Source organism: Iodobacter sp. CM08 (assembly GCF_033446605.1).
Taxonomy (GTDB): domain Bacteria; phylum Pseudomonadota; class Gammaproteobacteria; order Burkholderiales; family Chitinibacteraceae; genus Iodobacter.
Genome location: NZ_JAWQUO010000035.1, coordinates 1 through 25895, shown reverse-complemented (window position 1 = coordinate 25895; position 25895 = coordinate 1). Strand labels below are relative to the sequence as shown.

Genomic DNA, 25895 nt, shown 5'->3' with positions numbered 1-25895 from the left:
TTTAATGCGCAACGCAGTATTATGAGATCAGATGGGTTTTTCGAGGTTTCCTAAGGCCAATACGATTTATTCCCTCTGTATTACTGTACTTATTTAGGGAGTTATTTGCTGTTATGCAGGCAGCATCACTCAATTAATTGGAATGGAGTGCCACAGAGAATAGTTGGGTTATCCACCCCTTGCCTTGCTATATTTATGCAGTGATTAAAATAGGGCTGCTTGGCATGTTAAGCAAAATTTGTATTTTAGTTTGGCTATTTTTTATGGTATTTCCTGGCGCAGTATGGGCGGGGTGCTCTAGACCGATGGTGGTTGCGATTAGCCCGCTTAGCGTTTATATGGAAGTAGATTTAAACGAGCGAATAAAAGGAATTATTCCTGATTTATTACATGAGCTTAGCAAAAAAACCGGCTGTCAATTTGTTTACGAAGTAATGCCCAGAGTTCGTGCGCTAAAGATGTTTGAATCAGGCCAAATAGATTTAATTGCGGCAAGCAGGACAGTTAAGCGAGATGCGGTAGGGGATTATGTATTTGTAATGGCAGAGCAACCCATCTTGATTACTCTAAAAGAGAGTGTGAGTAAGGAGATGGCTATGGATGCATTAATGCAGGGAAAGTTGCGTGTTAATGTAGTAAGAGGTTTTGATTTAGGCCCTGCTTATTTAGAACTGCTGGCTGAATTGCGTAAGAAAAATCAATTGGAAGACGTAATAGACACGGATACAATTGCTAATAAGATGCTGGAAAAACGCTGCGATGCCACAGTCATAAGTGCAACTAGTTTTGTAAAATCAGTACAAAAATATAATTTAGAAAACCGCTTACAGATTACGCCTTTTGAATTTTTACCTGCTACTTCTTCTGGTTTTTATTTATCTAAAAAACTAATATTGGATGACGATAGAATTTTATTGAAAAAAACATTACAAATTATGGTTAAAGAAGGAGCTATTCATCGCTTATTTAAAGAACACATGCCGAAATGGGAAGGAATTGAAAGTGTGTTTTTAGCCCCCGCAGATTAAGCAGTTTATAGCTGATTAAGGTTAGCCAGTGCTGTTATAGCTTGCTTAAGCTAAGCATGCGCAGAGTTAGGCTACTTTAGTAGCTAATATTTCTAATTGAGTTTTTTTACTTAAACTACTTAAAGATTTTTGGTAGGACCAATCAATTAATATTTTAAGCATATTTATATCTTGTAAACCCATTTCAGTAATGCTAATCCAATGAAAACGCTGCATATAGCGTGCAGGTTTTATATTCGGCTGATCGGTAAGCTCTAAAAAACGTTCTGGGTTAACGCGAATACTAAAGCGCCATTGCTCTGGAGCACTGGTTTTAAAATAGGCGAACTGCTTATCATGTACATAGAAAATTAAAACATTATTGGGATGCAGTAATTCTTTTTCGTAGGCCCCCACAAAAGATCTGCAATAATTTTTGACCTCTTCTATGCTATGGCTGTGCATGGATGGTTTGTACCCTGTAGTCTATTAAATATTCAATGATTTGGCATGACTTTATTGTAAGCAGCGCCCCTAAGGCTTATATCCCTTCATATCGATCATCTCAGGTGAACGACAAAAATGAGCAAGAGGCATAGTACATCTTTTCTTTTTAGGTTTCACATCCAGCTTACGCAACGCGCTATTTAAGCCTTGCTTTCAATGCCCATCTGTAGCTCAGTGATATTCTCATTACTTTCATCATCTACCCAATGCTTATAAACCTCTCTGCATTGACTCGTTGGGATTAATCCTAAGTTAAAAATAGATTCAACAAAGCCGCCCCAAGCCTTGGGCATCCCGCTCATGCCACCTTGGTAATTGGTATAGCTGCAGTTAAAGGGCTCACTTTCATAGTATTCAAATTGGCTGGATGGCTCGCCTATTTTATTAACGGGGACGGCAATGACTAAATCAAATTTTGTTTTAGGATTGCCATCTACACCAAAATAAATAAACTCTAATGGACCAGTTATTTCTAACCCTAGGGTGGCGGTTTCTTCATATAGGGAAGAAATTACTTGGGCAAACTCTTTTAACTCTGGCAGGCTTAGATGTTTTTTAATGGATAAATACTGCTGTGCAGGAACTAGCTTTTGTTCAATCATGCTTTATTCTCCATTTAAGTATTTAATCTTAAATAATTACACCTTATACCCTATAAATTTAAGTGATAATCGCTTAAATATCAATGCTTTATTTGTTGCTTTTTTATTAATTTATACGGCCAAGGATACCGCTCATTGTGGATATGGCTTGCCGTATTTTTTTATTTACATCACGGACTTAATCTTGTTCACGCCATAAAGTTGTTTTGCACTTAGCGCATATTTTTTTTCTACGATAATCAGTAAATCGTAGCAGCCCAATATCTAGCTGTGTGCTATCACCGCACTTATAGCAGGCCATATTACTGGCTGGGTGTTTGGCAAGGTAGCCTTCACGCGTTGGTATAGTTTCCCAATCTTTTTGCGCCGCAGGCATATAGCTAAAATAATAAAAAAGTGCCGCAAACATTGCAAGCGGGATCAAAATATAAATGGCTAGCATAATCTTTATTCCTAGTTGTTGATGAGGTTGTTTAATTTTAAGGGACTGTTAAATAGGTACTGCGGATTTTCTTGGCTTAATTCTGCCTGAGATACATAGCCCCACAGTACCCCAGCTGCAGTTAAATTTTTTTATTGGCTGCAATGAGGTCAACGCCTTGGTCTCCAATAATTATACTATTTGCGCTGACTAATCCTTGTGAATGGGGTTGTTTAATTTTTTGTCATTTTTGAATGCCAATATCACCGCCATTTACAAAAGAAAAATAGTGACGCAGATTAAATAGGCTAAGAATACGTTCAGTAAAGTCAGCGCGTTTCGACGTGCATATAGCAAGAGGAATCCCCTTTGCTGAAATTTGCGCTAAATCTTCAGTAATATGGGGATAAATCTTATTTTATAAATTCCAAAACCAAGCCAAGCATTCAAGAAATCCATCTACATAGAGTCGATTGAGCAATAGGCATCATCAGGTTGGTTTTTATGAATTTTAAAAAATAAAAATCAAGAAAAACCAAGGGAAAGTAATGACTTTGCCATCACCACACGTAGGTAATTGGTATGTGATCATTCAGGCTATGGCTTTTTATATCGCTCTATATTTTTGGCGAGAGAGTAATCCACGCAATAACAGACCTTGAATAATACTGACTGTATTGGATGTGGCCCAATAGATAGCAATCGCTGATGGCAGCGCTGCTGCTGCGATTATGGAGACAATAACAGCTAAGCCAATCATGATTAGGGTAGAAGGCTCGCTGGTGGCGCCGGGCATAATGGCCATGCTGATAAACATCAGCGCCCCCACCAATAGTGTGAGCAATACTTCTGGCTTAGCTAGGCTGCTAATCCACAGAAATTTTGAGCTAAATCCTGCTTTGCTGAGTGCTTGAAACAGCCCGTAGCTACTGACTCCTCGGCAGCTAAGGTTAAAGATAGTGAGCCGGTTAATTAAGCGAATACCATTAGCGCGGTAAAGCTGCCTAGTGGCCGCAATCAGCTGGGCGGGTTTGCCTTTGTATTGTAGTTTTAAGGCATCTGTTTCTGTTTTAATTCGGCTTATTTTTTGTTTGTTTATTTCTGTTCGATAAGCAGTGCTTAAGGCAATTGGCATTAAGGTAATACGGGTGATGAGGGTAAGGGCAATGATGGCCATTGCCTCTGAAATATCAAAATAGCTGCTGAAAAAAAGAATGCTATGGGTGAGTAAAGCGATCCAGCTATGCCAAATTTCCATGAATGCGGTGTCCATGATGAATTAATTTATATATGAATGGCTGTGTTTTTAATAAAAAAAGTCCAAAAAACACAGTGCATTTATTTATTTAACATAATATCTGGATTTTCTACTTTCGTATATAGAAAGGTTTTGTTGGTTTTTTTTTGAAAAAATGTGAAGTATTGAAAGGCTTTAGCCGTATAAAAAAGGGCGCGGCATGCCGTGCTCTAGGCGTAGCAATTTAGATTTTTGTCATGATTAAATTTATATTTTTTAAGGTGGGAATGGCGGGGGCAAGCCAATTCTGTCAACTTAAGGGCAATATGTTGATTGTTAAACTGGCTTTAACTTTGATCTATCTATTGCAAGTATTGAAACATCGTAGGGCGGGTGCAAACCCAATCCTATCAACTTAAGGGGAATGTTTGTATTGTTATACAGGCTTCAACTTGGATTGCATTATTGCAAGTATTTAAAACATCGTAGGGGGGAGTTTTTTGCCCACGCCGCGTATCCGCGTGGGCAAGATAAACCGCCTTGCCCACCCTACATGTTGGTTAAATCTTAAGCGATCAACGTAGATCTATCTATTGCACGCATTGAAGCATCGTAGGGCGGGTGAAACCCGCGTATTTATTCAACATCACTCGCGGGTTTCACCCGCCCTACTAATGGCAGATTGCTTAAGTTGCTAGGATTGGGTTGCACCCGCCCTACTAGATTGATGATGAGTTTGGGCAATAGACATAATCAGGTCATTTATTGCTTAGGCGCGGTAGGTTGCGCCGCTTTATTACTTAATAAAAAACTCAAACGGTACAAGTAATTCTGCTTCGTCTGGGCGTTCTGCTGGGATGCGGGGCAGGGGGGCGGCGCGCTCTAGGGCTTCTAGGGCGGCGCGGTCTAGGGCGGGGAAGCCGGAGCTACGTTCTATCTTGGCCGCTAAAACTTGCCCTTCGCGATTCATTTTTAGCCGTAAGTAAGCCACACCTTCATCGCCACGCATGCGGGATGTGGTGGGGTAGCGGCGAAAGCGTTCTAGCCGTGCGAGTATTTTGCCTTCCCAGCTATTGCTGCCGCCACTGGCTTGCTGGGTGGAGGCAGGCGCTGCGGCTGGGGCGGCTGCAACTGAGGTGGATTTATTCAGTGGGCCTGTTTCGGTACTTTGCTGGCTGGTTTTGGGTTGGCTGCTGATACTGGCACTAAGGCTAGATTCAGCGCTCGTTGTTGGGGTGATTTTGGTTTCCACGGGCTGTGGAGCGGCTTTAGGCGTGGGCTTGGCGGCTTTTGGGGTTTGTTTGGCTGCGGCTTGGCTCACTTTAGGCGCTACTTTTTCTTCTAATGGCACGGCAGGGGCGGCGCTTTGTAGCATGGTGACTTCAAATTGCTTACTTTCACGTGCGGTAACGGTGTGTGGTGCAGTCCAGTTGGCGCAAAAATAGCCGAGTAGGCCTAAATGCAGTAGCAGGCTTAGGCTCAGGCAGTATTTCCATAGCCGCTTGGCGGGTTTATGCGCTGGCGTGGGTTGGATGACTGGCTGTGCTGTGCTGCTGCTTTCTTGGATGACAGAAGGGCGGCGGATCAGGTAGATGGCCACCATGAACTCTGTGATTCCCACTCCCATCACCACCCACCACGGGGCGGGGGTGAGGGAGAGGATTGCTAGCCCAAACAGCATGCCAAGACAGGCGGCGCGTTTAGCTTTTAAGGGCACCACGCGATGCTGCCGCCATGACTGAAGCGATGGGCCAAAGCGTGGATGTTGCAGCAGCCATTGTTCAAACTTAGGCGATGATTTACTAAAGCAAGCCAGCGCCATCAGTAAAAAAACGGTGGTAGGCATCACCGGTAAAAACGCACCAATAATGCCTAGCAAAACCATCATGCAGCCGAGCACGGTATAGGCCCAGCGTAATGGCGCATGCAGTCCACGTTGATGCATTAGTACACCTGATCTAAATGATTATTCATGCGGGTGAAGGCGGCTTTGGCTCCGGCTACAAGGCGGGCTTCTTCTTCATCGCTAAAGGCCATGCTATCGACAACGGAGGTAAATTCGCGCCAGTTTCTAGCGCGGCCTTCTGGTGCACCTGCCAAATGGCGTGCGCCGCATTCTTCGGTAAAGCCCAATGAGCCAGCCATCTTTAATAAAATAGCTGCGCCGAGTTTAGAGCCTTCAGTCACATACATCCAGCCTAAAGCAGTGGGAATATCTTGCTTGTGCTCAACTGGCGCTAAGACATCGTGCGTGGGCAGCTGGCGGCCTAAATCGGCGATATCGGTTGCGATACGATCATAGCGGCGGCGCTCGGCCAAATCCGGGAACAATGCGGCTAAGTTTGGGTTGTCATACAGCGGATCGCAATCACGCAAAAAGCCATACTGCGCAATTAAAAAGCGCGCGTAGTTGTCTGCGCTTGCAAAAGGCTTGTTCGCCATGATGCGTTTATCCAGCTGATCATGCGTATCGTGGGTCAGCGCTTTGAGCTGTTGGGTACGGGTGAAATCGACAGTCATATTCATAGTAGTTTCTTTATGGGTTAAAAAAATGCGAATAGGGCGGCTTAAGCCCGCCCTAGGGTGGCAAAGGTGGTTTATCTTGGCCACCCAACAAATGCTTAAAGTGCGAGCAACAGGCCCTAGCTGATGAAGGGCTTAAAATTTCAGCCCCATTGAAAGACGCACGGTGCGCCCCGGCCCTGGCATCAGGCTGAGCGATAATGGGTCTAGGTAGTAACGATCAGTGGCGTTATCGATGGTCATATCGATATGGGCATCGTCGGTGATTTTGTAGCTGGCAAACAGATCAACCAAGCTGTAAGGCAGGGTTTTGACTTGAACGGCAGTACCGCTGGAATGCTGCCAAGATGCATCTGGATCTGCGGTGTTTAAGGGGCCACTTACATAGCTGGCTCGCAGGCCTAGAGTTAGTTTTTTATCGAGTAAACGCGCGCCAAATGTAGCGTTGCTACTGATCTTAGGTGGAATCATATTGCTTACATAGGACGAGGTAAAACCAATGGGCGAGCAATTTGGAATGGCGCTTGGATTTGATGCTAATTGGGCTTCAGTGTGTAAATAGCTCGCCGTTTTTGCATCACAAATCATTGCTTTGTGATTGAGTGTGGCGGCTAGTTCAGCAAAAAAATCACCACGGTCGTACGACGATTGCAGCTCAAAGCCAGAAACGCTATAGCTGTCTATGTTTGCCATAGAGAAATTTTGATCCGTCGCCAATTTGCCGCTAATTTGTACGCGGGTAATGTAGTGATCGGTGGTGTTATTAAAGTAAGCCACTTTCAGGCGTAGCTTGTCTTCTGCGGTAAATACACCGTCTTTAATAAAGCTAATCCCAGTTTCCCAGTTTTTGCTGTGCTCAGGCTCAAGCGGTGAAGAGTAGGTGGCCGAAAATCCAACGGTAGATTCATAAAGGCTAGGCATGCGCATGCCTTCGGTGTAGCGCAGATAGCTGCTGATATGGTCGCTCAGTTTAAAGGTCAGGCCAAAAGCAGGCGCAAAGCCGCTGCCATCACGCTCGATTGGATCGGTGCGGCTAAATGCACCAGGGATCTGGTTGTGATAAACATAATCATCAACGATGGCTTCGTGAATCTGGCTGCTGCTGATTTCTACTGGATCTTGGTCTTTGTCGTGCTCCAGAACAATCTTGTTGGCTTTTAGTGGATCTGTGGCGTTGGTAAACTGGCCGGTTTGATCCTGATGCCAGAGTACGGTGCCGATCCGGTTATCTTGGTCATCTTTTAAATAGATACGCTTCCAGCCTAGCGGCTCTAGCAGCTGGGTGGCGATGACATTGCGATCTTGGCTACGATAGTGCAAATAGCGGCCACCGGCTTCTAAGGTAAGCCAGTTGGTGGGCTGCCATTGCATATTAAGGAAAGCGCTTTCTTCATTGCGCGTGCCACTGCGGAGATTGCGGTTATAGTTCACATCCTCTTGATCGCGTTTTACGCTGTCTGCTGGGGCGATATCTTCTTTTTGCACTGAAAAGCCATAGTTCAGGCTAAAGGCTCCGTAGGCGCTATCAAAGTTTGAGGTATTGCTTAAATCGGCACCATAGCGCTGCGATTGGCTTTTAGCTAAGTAGAGTGTCTCTACGCACTGCTCGCATTCATGATCCCAATTGGTGGGTTTGCCCTCGCGAGGGTTGCGAAAGATATCACCGTTACGAGCCGCACTTTGCATATCGGTGTGCCACAGATTGGCTTTTAGGTTAATGAATGGGTTGTTTGCAGGCTGATATTTATAGCGTGCGGTCCAAGCATCGGTGCTGACTTCGCTGGGCTTCCATTGCTTAATCACGCCGGTGGTATTGCGCCAGATTTGCGATGGCATGATTTCACCATAAGCGCTCTTAAAATAGCGGTAGCCTAGCTCTAAGGATTGATCGTCGCTTAGATTGATGATGGTTTTAAGTAGGGCAGAATCGGTGGTGTTCGAGGTATTGAGCACCTCATCACCCGCGTGATAAAACTGAGTGATCCCGTTGTCTTTACCCTCTTCATCGATCTTTTGATAGCTGTTAAAGCCGTTTTTACCTGCAAAGTAGTTACCAATATTGCGATGGCTAATGGCGGCGACCAGATCAAAATTATCTTGTCTGGTGGCGTAGGCAAGGCTAAAGAAGCCGCTGCGCGGGTCCAGTAAATTATTGCGCTCAGTACGCGAGCTCGTTTGAAAATCACTTGGTGCTTCTTTGCTATTATCTTGCAGGCCAGCATGGAGCCTAAAGCCGCTACGTTCACCTGGTTTTAAAATATCTTCAGGACGTAATGTTTGCATGCTGACCAAGCCACCAATCGCGCCCGCGCCTTCTGCGCCCATGTTTGGGCCTTTGGCGATATTGATTTCGCTGATCATCTCTGGATCGATATAGCTGCGATCGGCAATGCCTGCATAGCCACGATAAACAGTTGAAGCTTGTAAGCTGCCATCAATCAACACCGGCACGCGGCCTTGGCCCTGCATACCACGGATATTCACATCCACTGCGCCGCTATTCCTTGCCTCGCCTACCACCACGCCGGGCGTGCCCTTAAAAATATCAGCGGCTGAGGTGCCGCGGAATCGATCGATGTTTTCGCGGCTAATATGCGCCGACGAGCCTGCTTTTACATAGGGGCGATCGCTGGCTTCAATGGCGTCATCACTAGCAAACAGCGCCGCAGCACCGCTCACGCGCACCGCGCCAATGCCCACCACATTGCCCGTTGCTGCTGGCTCAGGCTTTAAAACAATTGTGCCATCACTGGTGACTTCGGCACGTAAGCCGCTGCCGCTGAGTAACTGGCGCAGCGCATCACGCAGGCTATATGTGCCTTTTAGAGCGGGGCTTTGGCGGCCTTCAGTTAACTTGGCATCTACCAGTAATACCATGCCCGCTTGGCGTGCTAGCTCACCCAGTGCACGGCTTAGCGGTTGGGTGCCGATATTAAATTCGGTGGTAGCTGCTGGGGCGGCGTAGCTAGCCAGCGGGGTAGCAAATGCAAGGCTAAGCGCCAGAATCAAAGGTCGGATTGCCGTGTGGCGGCGGGATGATTTCATTGGTTTTACTCTCTCTTGTGATGATTTTAAGAATCATTCACAAATAAAAACGAATGAATCGCATTTACCCTGACGTCTGCGGGTAAATATTTTTAAAAAGGGCTTGGCTGGCTCAATGGCTAGGGTGTGTGCAACGGTGCAGCCCAAGTTTTTGCTTAGCGACAAAACCCATCGCACACGGCCTTATGCAACTTTAGCGGGGCAAAATTTGGCCTCAAAAGACCAGCGCATGGTGCGCCTTGGCGCTGGCATCAGGCTAAGGGTGAGCGCGTCTAGGCAAGAACGATCATTGGCTGATGCACGGCGCGTGGGCAAAAAAACGCCTGATTATGCCTCTTGCTCAAACAAAGCCACATTTGCCCTTTATGTCGATCATCTCAGGTAAACGACAAAAAATGAGCAAGCGGCATAATCAGGAAAAACCTGCCCACCCAACCCATGCTTAAAGTGTGATGAACAGGCCCTAGGCTCTAGCTAATGAAGGGTTTAAAATTTCAGCCCCATTGAAAGACGCACGGTGCGCCCCGGCCCTGGCATAAGGCTGAGCGAGAGCGGATCGAGGTAGTAGCGATCGGTGGCGTTGTCGATGGTCATATCCACACGGGTATCGGCGTTGATTTTGTAGCTGGCAAACAGGTCAACCAAGCTGTAAGGCAGGGTTTTGATTTGCACGGCGGTGCCGCTGTAATCTTGCCAAGGTGCATCTTTCTCTTGGGTGTTTAATGGGCCGCTAACATAGCTGGCTCGCAGACCCATAGTGAGTTTTTGATCCATTAAGCGAGCACCAAAGGTAGCGTTAGCGCTGATTTGGGGTGGGATCATATTACTTACATAAGATGTGGTAAAACCAACGGGCGAACAATCGGGTGTGTCTTTGAGCCTAGGGGTGTACTCAGACTTACTACGTAAATAGCTCGCCATTTTTGTATCGCAAACCATCGCCTTGTGATTCAGTGTTACGGCTAATTCACCGAAGAAATCACCTCTATCGTAAGACGATTGCAGCTCAAAGCCAGAAACGCTATAGCTGTCGATATTCGCCATAGAGAAGTTCTGTTCCCATGCTTTTTTGCCAGAAATCTTGATGCGGGTAATGTAGTGATCGGTGGTGTTATTAAAGTAAGCCACTTTCAGGCGCAGCTTGTCTTCTGCGGTAAATACGCCGTCTTTAATAAAGCTAATCCCAGTTTCCCAGTTTTTGCTGTGCTCAGGCTCGAGTGGCGAAGAGAAGGTAGCCGAGAAGCCAACGGTAGATTCATAAAGGCTAGGCATACGCAGGCCTTCGGTGTAGCGCAGATAGCTACTGATGTTGTCGCTCAGTTTAAAGGTCAGGCCAAAAGCAGGCGCAAAACCACTGCCATCACGCTCGATAGGTGCGCTGCGGCTGAATGCACCAGGGATATCGTCGAAATAAACCATATCATTAACGGAGGAGTCGCTGACTTGGCTGGTGTTGATTTCTACCGGATCTTCATCTTTGTCGTGTTCTAGCACAATCTTGCTGGCTTTAAGCGGATTAGTCGCGTCGCTAAACTGGCCATTTTGATCCTGATGCCAGAGCACCGTGCCGATCTGGTTACTTTGGTCGTCATATAAATAGATACGCTTCCAGCCTAGCGGCTCTATCAGCTGGGTGGAGATGACATTGCGATCTTGGCTACGGTAGTGCAAATAGCGGCCACCCGCTTCTAGGGTAAGCCAGTTGGTGGGCTGCCATTGCATATTAAGGAAAGCGCTTTCTTCATTGCGCGTGCCGCTACGCAGATTGCGGTTATGGTCTACATCATCTTGACCGCGTTTTACGCTGTCTGCTGGGGCGATATCTTCTTTTTGCAGTGAAAAGCCATAGTTCAAGCTAAAGGCCCCGTAGGCGCTGTCAAAACGTGAGGTATTGCTTAAATCAGCGCCATAGCGCTGTGCTTGGTTTTTGGCCAGATAAACAACGTCTACGCAGGCTTCGCAATCGCCATCGCCTGGGTGGGGTTTACCTTCCAGTGGGTTACTGAATACATCGCCGTTACGGGCTGCACTTTGCATATCGGTCTACCACAGGCTCGCTTTAAAGTTGAGCAGTGGATTATCCGCAGGAGCGTATTTATAGCGTGCCGTTAAGGCTTCGGTGCTGACTTCACTAGGCTTAAAATCATGCAAAGTATTGGATGAATTACGCCAGATTTGCGAGGGCATAATTTCACCGTAAGCGCTTTTGAAGTAGCGGTAGCCCAGTTCCAGCTCTTGATTGTTACTGAAGCGATAAGTGCCTTTTAGCAAGGCCGAATCTGTGGTGTTAAAAGTATTAAAGACTTCGTCACCAGCATGATAAAGCTTAGTAATACCGTTATCACTGCCGTCTTCGTCTATTTCCTGATAGCTGTTGTAGCCGTTTTTTCCTGAGAAATAATTACCGCTCTGGCGATGACTGATGGCTGCAACCAGATCATAATCATCTTGGCGTGTGGCGTAAGCTAGGCTAAGAAAACCATCACGCGGGTCTAAAATGCTATTGCGCTCGTTGCGCGGAGTGGCTTCATACCGCTGGCGCGATTCCATGCTATTGCTTTGTAAGCCAGCGCGCACTCTGACACCGCTGCGCTCACCCGGTTTTAAAATATCCTGCGGTTTGAGCGTGCTCATGCTCACCAAGCCACCAATCGCGCCCGCGCCTTCTGCGCCAAGGCTGGGGCCTTTATTGATATTGATTTCGCTGATCATTTCTGGATCGATATAGCTGCGATCGGCAATGCCTGCGTACCCTCGGTAAATGGTAGAGGCTTGCAGGCTGCCATCAATCAGTACTGGCACTCGGCCTTGGCCTTGCATGCCACGGATGTTGACATCGATTGCACCGCTATTGCGTGCATCGCCCACCACCACACCCGGCGTGCCTTTTAAAATATCTGCTGGCGATGTTCCGCGGAATCGGTCGATGTTTTCTCGGCTAATATGCGCCGACGAGCCTGCTTTTACATAGGGGCGATCGCTGGCTTCAATGGAATCATCATCAGCAAACAGCGCCCCTGCACCGCTCACGCGCACCGCGCCAATGCCTACCACATTGCCCGCTGCTGCGGGCTCAGGCTTTAAAACAATGGTGCCATCACTGGTGACTTCGGCGCGTAAGCCGCTGCCGCTGAGTAACTGGCGCAGCGCATCACGCAGGCTATATGTGCCTTTTAGAGCTGGGCTTTGGCGGCCTTCAGTTAGCTTGGCATCCACCAGTAATACCATGCCTGCTTGGCGCGCTAGCTCACCCAGTGCACGGCTTAGCGGTTGGGTGCTGATATTAAATTCGGTGGTAGCTGCTGGGGCGGCGTAGCTAGCCAGCGGGGTAGCAAATGCAAGGCTAAGCGCCAGAATCAAAGGTCGGATTGCCGTGCGGCGGTTTGATGATTTCATTGGTTTCACTCTCCATTAGTAATGATTTTAAGAATCATTCCCAATTAAAAACGAATGAAACGATCAAACCCTGATATGGCTGCGTCAATATTTTATATTGCTAAATTTTATTTAGACAGGGTGTGGTAAGGCAGTTAGTTGCTTGGGCCTTATGCAGCTTGCAATACGCGGCTAGCCAGCACTAGCAGCGTATTGCTGCGTGCTCCTTAGATGAGGAAAGAAGATTCATTGTTTATCAGGGGTGCAGCTCTATTTACCGCGACATTATTTTTCCATCGGCAATGCGCACGGGTAAAACTTGTGGCAGGGCGGCGGTGAATTGCTTAAGTTTGCTCACTTCAAAGCTGCCGCTAATGCGCAGCTCGCCCAGTTTGGGATCGGTGAGTTGTAAGTTGCTTGGCATGTAGCGTTCAAACTCGGCTAAGGCATCTTTAAGCGGGGTGTTGTCAAAAGTGAGCCGGCCACTTCTCCAGCAGCCTACCGATGCAGGGGTCACACTCTTGATCGGCGATAGCTCACCCGCAGCCAGCACAATGGCATCACCCGCTAGCAGCGTAGCTTGCGAAACAGGGCGGCTGTCATATTCGGCCTGTTGCTTAAATGCGGCTACTTTTACCTTACCTTCTTGCACGGCTACGCTGACTTGCTGATTGATATTTCGCACTGCAAATTGTGTGCCTAGCACGGTAACTCTGGCCTTTCCTGTTAGCACATGAAAGGGTTTGTCGGTGTCTTTGCTGACGTGAAACATGGCTTGCCCACGCAGTAGCTGCACTTCTCGGCGCGAGCCATAGAGGGAGACTTGGATCTGGCTGGCGGTATCTAGCTCTACTGTGCTGCCATCGGGCAGCGTTTGGCGGCTGAATTCCCCTTTGGCGGTGGTAAAGGTTTGCGAAAAGCGGGGCTGCTGCCGCTCAAACCACAGCAGGCTACACACCAGCATGAGCATGGCACAGGATGCAACCGCCATCTGCGGCATTACCTTGCTACAGGCTTGCCAGCATACCTGCCATAGACTTTGCTTAGGCTTTAGCCCTGCATGCACTTGGCGCTGTAGTGCAGTAATCTGGGCGCTAGGGAGCTGGCTGATAAGCACATTGATACTGGTCATCTCGCGCCAGGCTTGGTGGTGCTTGGCATCGGCGTGAATCCATTGCTGTAATGCGGCTTGTTCCTCTGAATCTAGCCCTTGCTCTTGTCTTAATAGCCATTGTGCTGCCAAAAAATCGATGCTCTCGCTCATTGCGCACCTCGCTCCGCCAAGCCTCTTTTGCAAATGATCATGCCATTGATGATGTGTTTTTCTACCATATTGATCGAAATCCCCATTTTTGCGGCGATCTCTGCATGGCTTAAGCCATCAAGCTTATACAAAACAAATGCTTCTTTACAGCGTGGTGAAAGTGTTTCAATTAATTGAATCAGCTGCTGCATCGATTGCCGCCCAGCTACGCGCCGCTCTGGCTCGTCTGCCGAGGAGGCCATCAGCTCCATCCGTTCGATATCATCGTATTGGCGGGCGTTATTTTGTCGATATTGATCAATCACTATATTTTTAGCCGTGGTGTAGAGCAAAGCGCCCACACCTGCTGTTGCAGTGGCATGGGGGCTGGCTAATACGCGCGCATAGGCCTCTTGCACCACATCTTGTGCCTTATCGCGGCAGCCAATGGAGCGTGAAATGAGATTATGCAAATCGTGGTAATAGCGCTCAAACACAGAGAGACAGCCCAAAGCAGAAAGCGGCAAATCATACCTATACAACATAAAGATAACAAGAATCATTATTATTTAAAACCAATAAGTAATGCGTAAGCAAATGCAATTTATATCAGGGCATGACGCTAACAAGGCACGGCTCAGCAAAGGTATAAAAATCACACACATCAGGGTAGCGATCCTTTGGGTGGCTCTTGAATACGGATAAATATGCCTCTCCTAGAGGGGGGTGCAACCCCCTACGCACTAACTAAATTATTTTTTCATGAGCAAACAGCGAAAAAACCGATTGACCACGCTATTTGTACGGGGCCTTTACCCTTCCCTTGAAGCGGCGATACGAGGAGTAAGCGGCTCAATGGCTGCTGCGTAACATCTGCTAATAATTAAAAGCACGCTTAGGGGGATAGCAAGCAGTTTCTTTACTAGACTTAAGTCAAGCTTTCTCATTCCTGCTCGAGTAAACCATGAAAAACACCCTAGATGCCGCCACCAAGCAAATGGCCAGCCAGATTATTTATCAGATTTTCCCTGAGCGTTTCGCCATTGGAGGTGGGCTGAGTAGCGCGGCTAAATTAGCGCAAGCGGCCTATGCCCAGCCGGATATTACCAAGCGGGATTGGGATGATTCCACGATGAACCAGCCTTGGGGCATGCAGTTTTTTGGCGGTGATTTGGATGGCATTGCAGAGAAGCTGGATTACCTGCTTGATCTAGGCGTAACGGGTGTTTATTTAACGCCAGTGTTTACTGCACCCAGTAATCATAAATACGATGCGGTGGATTTTTTTAGCATCGATTCCATGTTTGGTGGCGAGCCTGCCTTGCAGCGGCTGATTACTGCATTACACAATAAAGGCATGAGCCTGACACTAGATGCCGTGTTGAATCATGTTTCTGATCGCCACCCTTGGTTTTTAGCCGCGCAAGCAGGGGATGCTACAAAACGCGACTGGTTTACTTTTGCAGAAGATGGCGCTTATCTATGTTGGCAAGATTACGGCATGATGCCCGAGCTGAATTTAGCCAACCCAGAAGTGCGCGATGTTTTATACCGCACACCCGCCAGCCTAGTGCAGCACTGGCTGGCGCAAGGCGTGGATAACTGGCGCTTTGATGTGGCGCAGGATGTGGGGATCAGCGTGGCGCAGGAAATGGCCGAAGTGGTGGGGCAGCGCTTCCCTAATGCCGGTCTACTTGGCGAGTTAAATGGCTTTTCGGGCAGCTGGTTTCAGGCCAGTGGCGGTTTTAAAGGCATGATGAATTACTGGTATCGCACTGCCACGCTAGCATGGTTGGCGGGTGAAATAGATGCGCTACAAATGAATCATGCAATTAAAGATGCAAGGGAAGGCTATGGTTTAAGCGGTTTACTCTGCTCGTGGAATATGCTTTCTAGCCACGATACGCCACGGCTGCTGACCACGGTGGGCAGTATAGAAAAAGCCCAGCTGGCGCTGATTATGCAATTTACCTTACCCGGTATCCCGCTGGTTTATTACGGTGAAGAAATCGGTATGCAAGGCGGAGCAGATCCTGATTGCCGCCGCCCTATGCGCTGGAATCAGGCGGATTGGAACCATCAACAGCGGCAGTTTATGCAAGATTTAATCCGCATCCGCCAAAGTAATGCGGCGTTGCAATATGGCGATGTATTGGTATTGGGCGATCGCTTAGCTGGCAATGCGCTGATCTTTTTACGCTATACCGAAACTCCTGGTGAGGCGGCTTTAGTGATCGTCAATTTAGCCAATCAGCCGCTGAATACCAAGCTACTCATTCCTTACTCGCACTGGTATGACGGCGTGCCACTGCTGGATGCGCTGGGTGCGGCGTCAGCCTGCCGAGTGCAAGCAGGCAGCGTTGCATTAAATATCCCCGCCCAATCTGCCGCTATTTATTTGGCTAGTGAGCCTTATCAGCATTATCAATTTTTTAAACAGCGTAATTGCTGAGCAGCTCCCTAATGGGGGCTGCACCGCTGACGGCTATATTAAGATTACATTAATTATTGGCTTATTATTTGTTTTTAGTAAGTATTAAACTAGTATTAAATCAAAAATATTTCTTAATACTTACTAATAAATTCAAAAATGATGGCTGGACTCGCTGTCATCCCTGCTCAAAAAACCATTGTTTTTGACAAAATAGTGGTTTTTTTTAGGCCTGATTATGCTGATTGGCCTTGCTCTGCTTTTGCCGCCATCCATTCAAAGGGAAGTTCATCATGAGCGACGGGCTTGCTTTTGCACCGGCTAATAACAAACGTATCACCGGCTGGACAATGAAGTTATCCATCGCAACGGTGGTGGTCTTGTGCATGTTGGTGTTGGCCGTGGTGGTCATTGGCATAGGTTGGAGCGGGGCGCGTACTACCCTGCTGGATACCGCGTCTAGAACGGCTAAGGATGCGGGCCAGCTGATTACTGAAAAATCACGGCGTATGTTAGAGCCTGCTCAAGCTACGCTGCGCATGCTGGTGGATGATCCGATCGCCAATGCCTCTACGTTAGAAGAGCGCTTGCTGCGGCTGACTGCGCTGGCCGAAGTACTGAGCGCAAATGAGCTGATCTCTTCCGTTTTTGTGGGTTACAGCGATGGCTCCTTTATGCTGGTGCGCCCATTGGATCGCGCAGATATCCGTAGCAAGTTTAAAGCACCACCCATGGCTAATTTCTTGGTGCAATCGGTGCAGGTTTTGCCTAGCTGGCAGTTAAAAAGCGAGTACCTGTTTTTTGATGCGAGCTATGACTTACTCGAGCGCAGAAGCGTGCCAGAGTATCGCTATGATCCCCGCACTCGGCCTTGGTATCAGGCATCGGGCCGCACCTCGGCCTCGGTATTATCTGAGCCTTATATTTTCTTTTCTAGCCAGCAAATTGGCGTCACGCTAAGCCAAAGCAGCCAGAATGGTAAAGCCATTTTTGGTGTTGATATGGTGCTGGATGATCTTGCGAGCAGTCTTGATGGGCTAAAAATATCCCCCAATACTCAGCTGGCCCTTGTGAATGGGCAAGGCAGAGTGCTGGCCTATCCTGATATGAAAAAAGTCCTGATTAAAGGCGCTGATAAGGTTGAATTTAGCACAGTAGCTGGTTTGGGCGTTGCCAGCCTCAGCCGCCTGAATACCTTGGCCCCAGCTAAAGGCAAGGTGGTCACTTATGAAGTAAACGGTGAGGAGTGGCTGGGGACGGTTTTACCTTTTGAAGTATGGCAGTCAGAAGGAATGCGCTTACTGGTGGCCTTGCCCAGCAACGATCTACTGGGTGAGCTGCGCGGCAAACTGCTGCATTTGATTGTAGCGGTGATGCTGCTCGCCTTATTGCTGATGCCCTTGGGCTGGTTGGCAGGGGCAAAAATCGGCAAGAGCATGGATCAGCTTACATTGCAGGCGCAGCGGATGCAGTGTTTTGATTTCAGCCAGAGTTTGCGTAAGCACACCATGGTGCAAGAGGTGAATGACTTATCTGGCGTGCTCAGTGATATGAGCCAAACTATTCAGACTTTTCTGCAGATTAGTCAGGACATGGCCACTGAGCCTAAGGTGGAGCGCATGCTGGACAATGTGCTTAAGCAGTTGGTGAAGGCAACGCGCTGCCAGGCGGGAGTCGTTTATTTACTGAATCACAGTCATGCCCAAATGGAGCGGGCCGTGGCCGTGGGCCCATTATTGGGCCATACGGATACGGGCTTTGTGTATATCGACCGGCAGCAGGGCCCGCCGGTGATTCATCAAGTGGCAGAAGGAATGCTTGAGATGCAGATTGAGCTGCGTGGCCGCAGCGGGCAGCCAGAAGGCTTGCTTATTTTGCAGTATCAGGACGATATCAGGCATGCCGATAGCTCGTTTATGGAGTTTGTGCATAAGCTATCAGGCATGTTGGCCGTATCAATAGAAACGCGTCAGCTGATTGATGCGCAGAAAAAACTACTGGATGCCGTTATCCGGCTGATGGCCGATGCTATCGATGCAAAAAGCCCCTATACCGGTGGCCATTGCGAGCGTGTACCGGAGCTAGCCGGCATGCTGGTCGATCAAATGGGGCAAGAAGAAAGCGGGCCTTATGCTAGCTTTAAAATGACGGAAGATCAGCGCTATGAGTTTCACCTTGGGGCGTGGTTACATGATTGCGGTAAGGTTATCAGCCCAGAGCATATTATTGATAAAGCCACCAAGCTAGAAATCATTTACAACCGTATCCATGAAGTGCGGATGCGCTTTGAAGTGATGTGGCGCGATGCCGAGCTGGATCACTGGCGGGCGGTGATTTTTGGTGCAGATGAAAGCACATCAATGGCGGCGCTAAAACAACGCCAGCAAGCCTTACAAGATGATTTTATTTTTGTTGCCCGCTGCAATGTGGGCGGCGAGTTTATGGCCGATGCAGATATAGAGCGCCTAAAGCAAATTGGCGGGCAAACATGGCTGCGCAATTTTGATAAACAACTTGGCCTATCTGCTGACGAAAACCGCAGGCTAGGTGAATATGTTCCTGAAAGGCTGCCTGTGGCGGAGCAGCTGCTGGCAGACCGTGGCGACCATATTGTGCCTTGGGGGGAGCGTAAGCCTGCGGTAGAAAAAAATGATCCAAATAATCATCATGGCTTTGATATGGATTTGCCCTTGCATGCGCAAAATATGGGCGAGCTCTACAACCTATCTATTCGGCGTGGCACATTAACGGAAGAAGACCGCTTTAAAATTAACGATCATATTGTGCAAACGCTGATTATGCTGCGTGGCCTGCCTTGGCCTGCTCAGCTGGCAAGAGTGCCGGATATCGCAGCAACACATCATGAAAAACTGGACGGCAAAGGTTACCCACGGCGTTTATCTGCCGATAAGCTGAGTACCGCTGACCGAGTAATGGCGTTGGCCGATGTATTTGAAGCACTAACCGCCGCTGATCGCCCATATAAATCGCCCAAAACACTGACCGAATCGCTGCGGATTATGGCTTTTATGGCCAAAGATCAGCATATAGATGCAGAGCTGTTTCGATATTTCTTGCACAGTAAGCTGTGGCTGGTGTTTGCAGAAAAATTTATGCAGCAAGATCAGATCGATGAGGTGGATGTTGCTGCAATCGAAAAACTATTACCCGCCCCTGCCTGTAGTGATTTAGCCGCTGCAGCACTGGTATAGGGCAATTTTAGGTTTAAAACTGGCTAAAAAAAGGCCAATCCATGAATGTATTTCGCTTACTAATGATGATGCTTTTATCTCTACCTGCTGCAGCGCTGGAGCCAGCCAGTGGCAAGATTATTTTGACTATTAATGGCAAAGTCGGCGAAAAAAACACGGCCACGGCGGCGGTGTTTGATCTGGCGATGCTGGAAAAACTGCCGCAGCAAAGTTTCAGTACTAAAACCCCTTGGGATGCGCTACCCATTAAATTTACCGGCCCCTTATTGCGCGATGTATTACGGGCAGCCAAAGCCAGCGGCCAGCAAATTAAAGCCGTTGCGCTGAATGATTATAAAACCGAGATTCCTTTTGACGATGTGAATCAATTTAATATGCTGCTGGCGCATAAAATGAATGGCCAGGCTATTCCCGCACGAACCAAAGGCCCACTGTTTATTGTTTACCCTTACGACAGCAAGCCAGAGCTGCAAACTAAACCTTATTACGAGCGATCTGCGTGGCAAGTAAAAACTTTAAGTATCGAGTAGGCCACCTCTTTAACGACATTTATCCCTGCGGCTTAGCCTGAGCCGGTCTTTGCTGCTGGCGCTAATGTTAGAATTGAGGTTTTCCCCTGCTGGACCTCCCATGCCATTTTCCCAGTTTGCCACCAAGCTTGCCGAGCGTGAGCAAGCAGGCTTGCTGCGCTCCCGCCGCCAGATTGATAGCCCGCAGGGCGCGCATGTGGTGATTGCAGGGCGCGAGCTGATTAATTTCTGCAGCAACGATTATCTAGGCCTTGCCAATCACCCCGAGCTGGTAAACGCCGCCCAACAAGGTGCGGCAGAATGGGGAGTGGGCAGTGGTGCTGCGCATTTACTGGCTGGGCATTTTGGCCCGCATCAGGCGCTGGAAGATCGCTTGGCCGCTTTTGTCGGCATGCCCGCAGCGCTGGGATTTTCTACTGGCTATATGGCTAATTTGGCGGTGATTACCGCAATGGTTGGGCGCGGTGATGCGGTGTTTGCCGATAAACTGAACCACGCCTCTTTAAACGATGCCGTGGCGCTTTCCAAGGCAGATTTTAAGCGCTACCCACATCAGGATTTGGCTGCACTGGAGCGCTTGCTAGCAGCGAGTACTGCGCCACGTAAGCTAATTGTGGCCGACGCCGTGTTCAGTATGGATGGCGATATTGCGCCGATTAAGGCCTTGCTAGCACTGGCCGAGCAATACGATGCTTGGCTGTTTTTGGACGACGCACACGGCTTTGGCGTGCTGGGGCAGGGGCGCGGCAGCTTGGCCGAATTTGGCGTGGCATCCCCACGCATTATTTATATGGCCACTTTAGGCAAGGCAGCGGGTGTAGCGGGTGCCTTTGTTGCGGGTGAGCAAGTCTTGTGCGATTGGTTGCTAAACACTGCACATAGTTATGTTTATACCACCGCCATGCCGCCGCTTTTATCTTGCGCCATGCTTAAAAGCTTGGAATTAATCGAGTTGGAAAGCTGGCGGCGTGAGCGCTTGGCCGCGCATATCGCTACTTTCAGAGCCGGTTTAAAAACGCACGGCGATCTGCTCGATTCCTCTACCGCCATCCAGATTGTGCTGCTGCCAGATAACCAAACCGCGCTGCGCATCGCCAAAGCGCTGTTTGAGCGTGGCATTTGGGTTGGCGCAATCCGTCCGCCTACCGTGCCCACACCCCGTTTACGCATCACCCTTTCGGCCGCGCATTCGGCTGAGGATATCGCAGCGTTGATTAGGCATTTGCAAGAATTGCTGGTGGAGTGAGGGAAGCTGTGCCTATGCAAAGCAGCTGGCATGGGCAGCTTGCGCGGGCATGCTGGCGATACGCGTGGGCACAGGTGCCCACCCTACAGAATTTTTTTAGAAGTATCTGGAAATCAATGAGTTCTTTACATATTGAATCAATCGGCCGTGGGCCGGATGTGGTTTTGCTGCATGGTTGGGCCATGAATAGCACGGTTTGGCGTAGCGTGGCGGCGGCTCTGAGCGATGATTTTTGCCTACATTTGGTCGATTTACCCGGCCACGGCAAAAGCCATAGCGATCAGCCTTTATCGCTGGAGCAGATGGTGGCGGCGCTAGATGCCGTTTTCCCTCGGCCGGTGCAAGTGGTGGGTTGGTCTTTAGGCGGCGCGGTAGCTAGCCGCTGGGCTTTGGCGCAGCCAGATAAAATCCGCTCGCTTAGCTTGATCGCCTCAACGCCATGTTTTATGCAGCGGGATGATTGGCAGCCTGCGATGGCCGCATCCACCATGAGCCAATTTGCCGCCAGCCTAGCCGCAGATTGGCAAGGCACTTTAAAGCGCTTTATTAGTTTACAAGTGCAAGGGGGAGAGGCGGCAAGGGCACTGGCTAAAACATTGAGTCAGGAATTATTCTTACACGGCGAGCCTAGCCTTGCCGCCTTGCAGCAGGGGCTGGCGATTTTGCGCGATACCGATCTGCGCGGGCAAATGGCCACGCTCAGCTGCCCTGTATTACTGCAGTTTGGCAACCGCGACACGCTTACCCCGCTGGGCGCGGCTGAGTGGCTGGCGCAAACCCTGCCGCATGCCGAGCTGGTGGTTCACTCTGGTGCAGCGCACGTGCCATTTGCTTCACATTTAGATGACTTTGTTGCGGTGCAGCGCCGGTTTTTGGCGAGCGGCATGTAATAGACGTACCCTGTTAAGCCACAGAGCGCACAGCCTTTCACCATGAAAAACCGTGCGCCGTGGTTTAGTACTTACTGGTCATTATTTCTTTTGTAGCGTGAGCGAGCCATCCTCGCTATTTTAGCTCAGTCTTGTCATTGGTGACGTAGTTGGGCAGCGTGCTGATCTTTTTCTCATAGTCCGGCACGTTGATTTTTGACATGCTGTTGCTGCCCTGGATCATGGACGGAATCGCCACCGCATGCACCGCCATATCCCAACCTAAGACGGTTTCATCCGGATCGCCTAGCGCTTGCGGCCCAGTGATGGATTCATATCCTAAGGTATCGGCAAGCGTAATATTTCGGCCGAGTAAGCGGCTCATTTCCCTGAGCGCTGCGGCTTCGTTGTCCAGTGGCTGGTTGGTACGGAACAACTGGGAGGCGGCGGTTCCGGGCACATAGACGCGCATCATGAGGCCCCTGCTTCCTGAGGGAGGATCGCTATCTATGGCATAGCCGTAGGCGACTTCCGGATCGCCGGCGATGTAGAGGCCTTGCCAGATCCCCGGTAGCTGCTGCTCCCGGTGCGTGATGCCGCCGGTCACGATGCTTCTGGCGGCAATGCGCGAACCGCCGTGATAGCCCGCAAAGACATAGCCCATATCCAGTAGGCGCTGATGGGTGGCCAGCAGGCGCTCTTGGTTCCAGTTACGGGTGGTGCCGTTGGCTAGGAATTCCACTGGCTCGCCCGGTGCAAAATAGTCTGTGCCGGGGTGGTATTCACGGTTGACGTGTGCACCGGTGGCATCGGGCGCGTTGCAAGGCGCGCTATCGGCAGGGCAAGTCAAGGACAGCACATCCGCTCTTTGCGCGTCATCGGCGCTGCTGCCCGGATGATTGCTACGGTAGGCGTTCAAACGAGTTTCTGCCTCGGCCAGCCCTTCGCGGGCCAGTTCTGGCGTTTCGCGCACTGCGCTTCCCAATTGCTCCAGTGCCTCTGGGTTTTCAGCACCGCTGACTGGGCGGGAGTGGATCAAATCCTCGACAACCAAACGGAAGCGGTCGAAAGACAGCCGAGTGGCGATATACAGAGCGACGATGTTTTCAACTTGGAAGCCGCAGGCAGAGAACTCTTCCCAGCCCCTAGGCTGGCGGCTGCGGGCTAGCGATTCCAGCGGGATGCCGCAGACACGGTGTGCGGACAGTGCGCCGAGTGCGTTTTCCTTGCTGAAGTGCACTCGGTGCTGGATCGGCGCTTTGGCTATCGGCTTGAATTCATTGATCTGCGGCTTGCCAGCCACCACCTTATACTGCAAGCCTTCCCAAGGGCTCAGATTGCAGCGGTTTTGGGTGACTTGGTTGTAGATGGCGGCTAGCGGATCCAGCCAGCACAGCACGGCGCCGCTATGCCATTCGCTCCAGCGCTTTTGCCGGTTGTGCTGCATCGGCGCGGCGGCATAGCCTACGCCCGGCCAAGACAAGATAATGTCGTTCATGGCATTGGCGGAGCTGAACGCCAGCTTGGCTTGGGCAGGCCAGCGCGCTAGGGCGGCATCGTTCAAGTCCACGCTGTACAGCGGTGAGTGATCGACAATTTTTTTATTGCTGTCGATGTCCATGATAAATAGCTTGATGCTGGTGGGTGCGTCTTTGCCTATCGGCACCGCCCAATTCAGGGTAAACCATTCGGTGCGGCGTTTATGAGTGAATTTTTTGACCTGGCCATCGGGCGTGGCTAATTCGATGGTTAAACTGCCTGGCGCGGAGTTTGTGTCGTAGCCATTGTTGATGCGGATTTTGGCAAAGTCGTCAATTTTGATGGTGGCGCTATTATTGGCTGCGGAGGCTAAGCGGTCTTGCACAAACATTGAGTAATATAAAACGCCCTCATCCGGCGATGGGGTGATTTGCAGCGGTAGCGAGGTGCTGATGAACTTGCCGGGTTCCGGAGGGGAGAGCATGCAGCTATCGGTGCATTGCTTGAATATTTCGAAATCGGTTTTGATGATGGAGCTTGCGGCTTGCTTGAAACTAGCTTCAGCCACCGTAGTCACCGCAGTCGCCGCATCAGAAGGGCGGGCCTCCTCGGTTACGCAGCCGGACAATAATGGAATGAGCCCTGCAGCAATGGCAAATCCTTTATAAAATCTCATCATATCGTACTCCTTGTGATTAAAAGAAAATCAAGTGCTTTGGCTGTAAACCTCCATTTGTTTACTAGATTCGAGGCAGCAGGGGGTACATGGTGAGAAGAGAGCGTTCGCTCATCCCCTGCGGCACCAAAGGTTGCTACTGGATGGCTGCTGTTATATGGCTCAGCAGTAAGAATGGGGCGGTCGATATCGCCTTAGATAAAGTCGATCAGCACCGCTTGCCCAATACGCGGAATAAATGACTAGCCCCAGCTTGCGCCAGCCGATGGGTGGGCTAGGTCTTATTGATGCCTTTACTAGCTGTTACGCGTTGCGGTAACTGCTGTTTGCCTCATGCTGTGCCGTCAACCTAGCTGAAGAGATGTAAGGCGCTGATGCTGATTAAAAGCTGCAGAGAGAATCAGACGAATAGATCAAATGTCATAAAAACCAATGACTTACAAGACGAAATATATATTACATGAAGCTTTGTATTTCCCGCGATAGGTTTTCAGTGTTTGTATGGTGTAATTATGAACAAAATAAGTATTTGTAAGGTAAGTGCTGTAGGGGGAAGCATTAATACGGCTTTTAGAGGGAGTGTAGGGAGCGTTTTCACCTCTTAATTAAGGTATTGATTCGCTGTTTTCTTAAAATAAGCAGTGGGTGATTTCAGCAGGAATGAGACAAAAGCGATACTCAATGATTTGCGCGCACCGATTTATAAGGCAGCGAAGGCCCTGGCAATTTCAAAAATCTGATGGTGTATGCGCCTGACGGCAAGAAAGACGGCATGCAGATCTTGCCGATCTGGGAAGTGGAGGCGAAGGATGACTTCTGGAATATCAAGAACGTAACAAGGGACGACCAACTGAGCGCCCGCCGTGTGCCAGCTCAACTGATGGGCATCACCCCCAACAACACCTGCGGTTTGGGTGACGTAGAGAAGGCTGCGACTGTGTTTGCGTATAACGAGATTGAGCCATTGCAAGAACGGATGAAGGAGCTGAATGATTGGCTGGGGGTGGAGGTGATCCGGTTTAAGACTTATTCAGTTACGGCAGAGTAACTTAAATCAGCCCCAATAAATGGGGCTGATTTAATTAAGACTAATTGAGGAAGCAATAGAGCCTGTTTGCTGATCAAAACAGACTTTTTAAATATTTTTTTGATGCGTTTTGTCTTAGGCTTTGGTGCCCATATTCAGCAACCTTCCTAAGGTTCGCGAGCCACTAAATATGAGTCACGATCATGGTGGCATCATCTGGATTGTCGGTGGCGTCGTTTTCGACTGACTTGGTAACTACTCTATGGTTCCGGCAGTTTCCTACAACTGTGGCCAAGCTTCGTTGGAACTTATTGCTGTATGCCATAATCAATTTATCACAGTATGAGGGCTGCGTCAATCACGGACACCACGCTTTGGGTTTATTTCTAATTTTCTAGCTCAAACTGCTTAGCAAATACCGCTGGTGCCTCGTCGTTCAGACGCGAATGGCGACGGATCCGATTG

21 protein-coding genes are annotated in these 25895 nt (G+C 49.1%); 8 read left to right on the top strand and 13 right to left on the bottom strand.

What is annotated here, in order from left to right; genetic code table 11:
• Nucleotides 1–224: 224 nt before the first annotated feature.
• Nucleotides 225–1028 carry a substrate-binding periplasmic protein gene (locus tag R6242_RS17445; protein WP_318429237.1) on the top strand — a complete coding sequence of 268 codons (804 nt, stop codon included), beginning with the start codon at nucleotides 225–227 and terminating at the stop codon, nucleotides 1026–1028.
• A 66-nt stretch (nucleotides 1029–1094) separates the two neighbouring features.
• Here the strand turns inward: R6242_RS17445 and R6242_RS17440 are convergent, their stop codons facing one another.
• The 8 genes from R6242_RS17440 to R6242_RS17410 all read right to left on the bottom strand — a co-directional run bounded on the left by R6242_RS17440 (nucleotide 1095) and on the right by R6242_RS17410 (nucleotide 9342).
• Complete coding sequence (locus tag R6242_RS17440) at nucleotides 1095–1472, bottom strand: MmcQ/YjbR family DNA-binding protein (RefSeq protein WP_318429235.1); 378 nt, start codon at nucleotides 1470–1472, stop codon at nucleotides 1095–1097.
• Nucleotides 1473–1654: 182 nt separating this feature from the next.
• A complete protein-coding gene (locus tag R6242_RS17435; protein WP_318429233.1) occupies nucleotides 1655–2116 on the bottom strand; it encodes a GyrI-like domain-containing protein in 462 nt (153 codons plus the stop codon).
• Between the two features lie 178 nt (nucleotides 2117–2294).
• Nucleotides 2295–2558, bottom strand: a complete 264-nt coding sequence (locus R6242_RS17430) for a hypothetical protein (protein WP_318429231.1) — start codon at nucleotides 2556–2558, stop codon at nucleotides 2295–2297.
• 223 nt (nucleotides 2559–2781) lie between these two features.
• Nucleotides 2782–2949 carry an HAD hydrolase-like protein gene (locus R6242_RS22325; protein WP_412100505.1) on the bottom strand — a complete coding sequence of 56 codons (168 nt, stop codon included), beginning with the start codon at nucleotides 2947–2949 and terminating at the stop codon, nucleotides 2782–2784.
• A gap of 195 nt (nucleotides 2950–3144) precedes the next feature.
• The gene (locus R6242_RS17425; protein WP_318429229.1) at nucleotides 3145–3795 is read right to left on the bottom strand and encodes a YidC/Oxa1 family membrane protein insertase; all 651 of its coding nucleotides are present in this window, start codon (nucleotides 3793–3795) and stop codon (nucleotides 3145–3147) included.
• A gap of 775 nt (nucleotides 3796–4570) precedes the next feature.
• On the bottom strand, nucleotides 4571–5719 hold the full coding sequence (locus R6242_RS17420) for a TonB family protein (RefSeq protein ID WP_318429227.1): 1149 nt from the start codon (nucleotides 5717–5719) through the stop codon (nucleotides 4571–4573).
• A complete protein-coding gene (locus R6242_RS17415) occupies nucleotides 5719–6300 on the bottom strand; it encodes a biliverdin-producing heme oxygenase (RefSeq protein ID WP_318429224.1) in 582 nt (193 codons plus the stop codon). The genes R6242_RS17420 and R6242_RS17415 overlap by 1 nt, the downstream gene beginning before the upstream one ends.
• 132 nt (nucleotides 6301–6432) lie before the next feature.
• A complete protein-coding gene (locus R6242_RS17410; RefSeq protein WP_318429222.1) occupies nucleotides 6433–9342 on the bottom strand; it encodes a TonB-dependent receptor in 2910 nt (969 codons plus the stop codon).
• Between the two features lie 115 nt (nucleotides 9343–9457).
• Between R6242_RS17410 and R6242_RS17405 the strand changes: the two genes are divergently transcribed.
• The gene (locus R6242_RS17405; RefSeq protein ID WP_318429220.1) at nucleotides 9458–9727 is read left to right on the top strand and encodes a hypothetical protein; all 270 of its coding nucleotides are present in this window, start codon (nucleotides 9458–9460) and stop codon (nucleotides 9725–9727) included.
• Between the two features lie 101 nt (nucleotides 9728–9828).
• Here the strand turns inward: R6242_RS17405 and R6242_RS17400 are convergent, their stop codons facing one another.
• The 4 genes from R6242_RS17400 to R6242_RS17385 all read right to left on the bottom strand — a co-directional run bounded on the left by R6242_RS17400 (nucleotide 9829) and on the right by R6242_RS17385 (nucleotide 14505).
• The gene (locus R6242_RS17400; RefSeq protein ID WP_318429218.1) at nucleotides 9829–11379 is read right to left on the bottom strand and encodes a TonB-dependent receptor domain-containing protein; all 1551 of its coding nucleotides are present in this window, start codon (nucleotides 11377–11379) and stop codon (nucleotides 9829–9831) included.
• 6 nt (nucleotides 11380–11385) lie between these two features.
• The gene (locus R6242_RS17395; RefSeq protein WP_318429216.1) at nucleotides 11386–12738 is read right to left on the bottom strand and encodes a TonB-dependent receptor; all 1353 of its coding nucleotides are present in this window, start codon (nucleotides 12736–12738) and stop codon (nucleotides 11386–11388) included.
• Between the two features lie 253 nt (nucleotides 12739–12991).
• Nucleotides 12992–13981 (bottom strand): FecR family protein, encoded by a 990-nt coding sequence (locus R6242_RS17390; RefSeq protein ID WP_318429213.1) that lies wholly within the window; start codon nucleotides 13979–13981, stop codon nucleotides 12992–12994.
• Nucleotides 13978–14505, bottom strand: a complete 528-nt coding sequence (locus R6242_RS17385; protein WP_318429211.1) for an RNA polymerase sigma factor — start codon at nucleotides 14503–14505, stop codon at nucleotides 13978–13980. The genes R6242_RS17390 and R6242_RS17385 overlap by 4 nt, the downstream gene beginning before the upstream one ends.
• 419 nt (nucleotides 14506–14924) lie before the next feature.
• Between R6242_RS17385 and R6242_RS17380 the strand changes: the two genes are divergently transcribed.
• The 5 genes from R6242_RS17380 (at nucleotide 14925) to bioH (ending at nucleotide 22269) form a co-directional block, all read left to right on the top strand.
• Nucleotides 14925–16412 (top strand): glycoside hydrolase family 13 protein, encoded by a 1488-nt coding sequence (locus tag R6242_RS17380; protein ID WP_318429209.1) that lies wholly within the window; start codon nucleotides 14925–14927, stop codon nucleotides 16410–16412.
• A gap of 272 nt (nucleotides 16413–16684) precedes the next feature.
• A complete protein-coding gene (locus R6242_RS17375; RefSeq protein ID WP_318429207.1) occupies nucleotides 16685–19603 on the top strand; it encodes an HD domain-containing phosphohydrolase in 2919 nt (972 codons plus the stop codon).
• Between the two features lie 41 nt (nucleotides 19604–19644).
• The gene (locus tag R6242_RS17370) at nucleotides 19645–20133 is read left to right on the top strand and encodes a molybdopterin-dependent oxidoreductase (protein WP_318429205.1); all 489 of its coding nucleotides are present in this window, start codon (nucleotides 19645–19647) and stop codon (nucleotides 20131–20133) included.
• A gap of 100 nt (nucleotides 20134–20233) precedes the next feature.
• On the top strand, nucleotides 20234–21379 hold the full coding sequence (gene bioF, locus R6242_RS17365; RefSeq protein ID WP_318429203.1) for an 8-amino-7-oxononanoate synthase: 1146 nt from the start codon (nucleotides 20234–20236) through the stop codon (nucleotides 21377–21379).
• Between the two features lie 116 nt (nucleotides 21380–21495).
• On the top strand, nucleotides 21496–22269 hold the full coding sequence (gene bioH, locus R6242_RS17360; RefSeq protein WP_318429201.1) for a pimeloyl-ACP methyl ester esterase BioH: 774 nt from the start codon (nucleotides 21496–21498) through the stop codon (nucleotides 22267–22269).
• A 115-nt stretch (nucleotides 22270–22384) separates the two neighbouring features.
• On the opposite strand, the gene R6242_RS17355 is transcribed toward bioH, so the two are convergent.
• Complete coding sequence (locus R6242_RS17355; RefSeq protein WP_318429199.1) at nucleotides 22385–24406, bottom strand: exotoxin A binding domain-containing protein; 2022 nt, start codon at nucleotides 24404–24406, stop codon at nucleotides 22385–22387.
• A gap of 769 nt (nucleotides 24407–25175) precedes the next feature.
• Between R6242_RS17355 and R6242_RS17350 the strand changes: the two genes are divergently transcribed.
• Nucleotides 25176–25451: a hypothetical protein gene (locus R6242_RS17350; protein ID WP_318429198.1), complete on the top strand. Its 276-nt coding sequence runs from the start codon at nucleotides 25176–25178 to the stop codon at nucleotides 25449–25451.
• Nucleotides 25452–25895 lie beyond the last annotated feature (444 nt).

Coding starts and splice junctions, on each gene's coding strand:
- R6242_RS17370 (WP_318429205.1), top strand. CDS start 19,645: ATGAATGTATTTCGCTTACTAATGATGATGCTTTTATCTCTACCTGCT.
- R6242_RS17435 (WP_318429233.1), bottom strand. CDS start 2,116: ATGATTGAACAAAAGCTAGTTCCTGCACAGCAGTATTTATCCATTAAA.
- bioF (WP_318429203.1), top strand. CDS start 20,234: ATGCCATTTTCCCAGTTTGCCACCAAGCTTGCCGAGCGTGAGCAAGCA.
- R6242_RS17430 (WP_318429231.1), bottom strand. CDS start 2,558: ATGCTAGCCATTTATATTTTGATCCCGCTTGCAATGTTTGCGGCACTT.
- R6242_RS17415 (WP_318429224.1), bottom strand. CDS start 6,300: ATGAATATGACTGTCGATTTCACCCGTACCCAACAGCTCAAAGCGCTG.
- R6242_RS17405 (WP_318429220.1), top strand. CDS start 9,458: ATGGCTAGGGTGTGTGCAACGGTGCAGCCCAAGTTTTTGCTTAGCGAC.
- R6242_RS17420 (WP_318429227.1), bottom strand. CDS start 5,719: ATGCATCAACGTGGACTGCATGCGCCATTACGCTGGGCCTATACCGTG.
- bioH (WP_318429201.1), top strand. CDS start 21,496: ATGAGTTCTTTACATATTGAATCAATCGGCCGTGGGCCGGATGTGGTT.
- R6242_RS17385 (WP_318429211.1), bottom strand. CDS start 14,505: ATGTTGTATAGGTATGATTTGCCGCTTTCTGCTTTGGGCTGTCTCTCT.
- R6242_RS17390 (WP_318429213.1), bottom strand. CDS start 13,981: ATGAGCGAGAGCATCGATTTTTTGGCAGCACAATGGCTATTAAGACAA.
- R6242_RS17355 (WP_318429199.1), bottom strand. CDS start 24,406: ATGATGAGATTTTATAAAGGATTTGCCATTGCTGCAGGGCTCATTCCA.
- R6242_RS17380 (WP_318429209.1), top strand. CDS start 14,925: ATGAAAAACACCCTAGATGCCGCCACCAAGCAAATGGCCAGCCAGATT.
- R6242_RS17400 (WP_318429218.1), bottom strand. CDS start 11,379: ATGCAAAGTGCAGCCCGTAACGGCGATGTATTCAGTAACCCACTGGAA.
- R6242_RS17440 (WP_318429235.1), bottom strand. CDS start 1,472: ATGCACAGCCATAGCATAGAAGAGGTCAAAAATTATTGCAGATCTTTT.
- R6242_RS17350 (WP_318429198.1), top strand. CDS start 25,176: ATGCAGATCTTGCCGATCTGGGAAGTGGAGGCGAAGGATGACTTCTGG.
- R6242_RS17425 (WP_318429229.1), bottom strand. CDS start 3,795: ATGGAAATTTGGCATAGCTGGATCGCTTTACTCACCCATAGCATTCTT.
- R6242_RS17410 (WP_318429222.1), bottom strand. CDS start 9,342: ATGAAATCATCCCGCCGCCACACGGCAATCCGACCTTTGATTCTGGCG.
- R6242_RS17375 (WP_318429207.1), top strand. CDS start 16,685: ATGAGCGACGGGCTTGCTTTTGCACCGGCTAATAACAAACGTATCACC.
- R6242_RS17395 (WP_318429216.1), bottom strand. CDS start 12,738: ATGAAATCATCAAACCGCCGCACGGCAATCCGACCTTTGATTCTGGCG.
- R6242_RS17445 (WP_318429237.1), top strand. CDS start 225: ATGTTAAGCAAAATTTGTATTTTAGTTTGGCTATTTTTTATGGTATTT.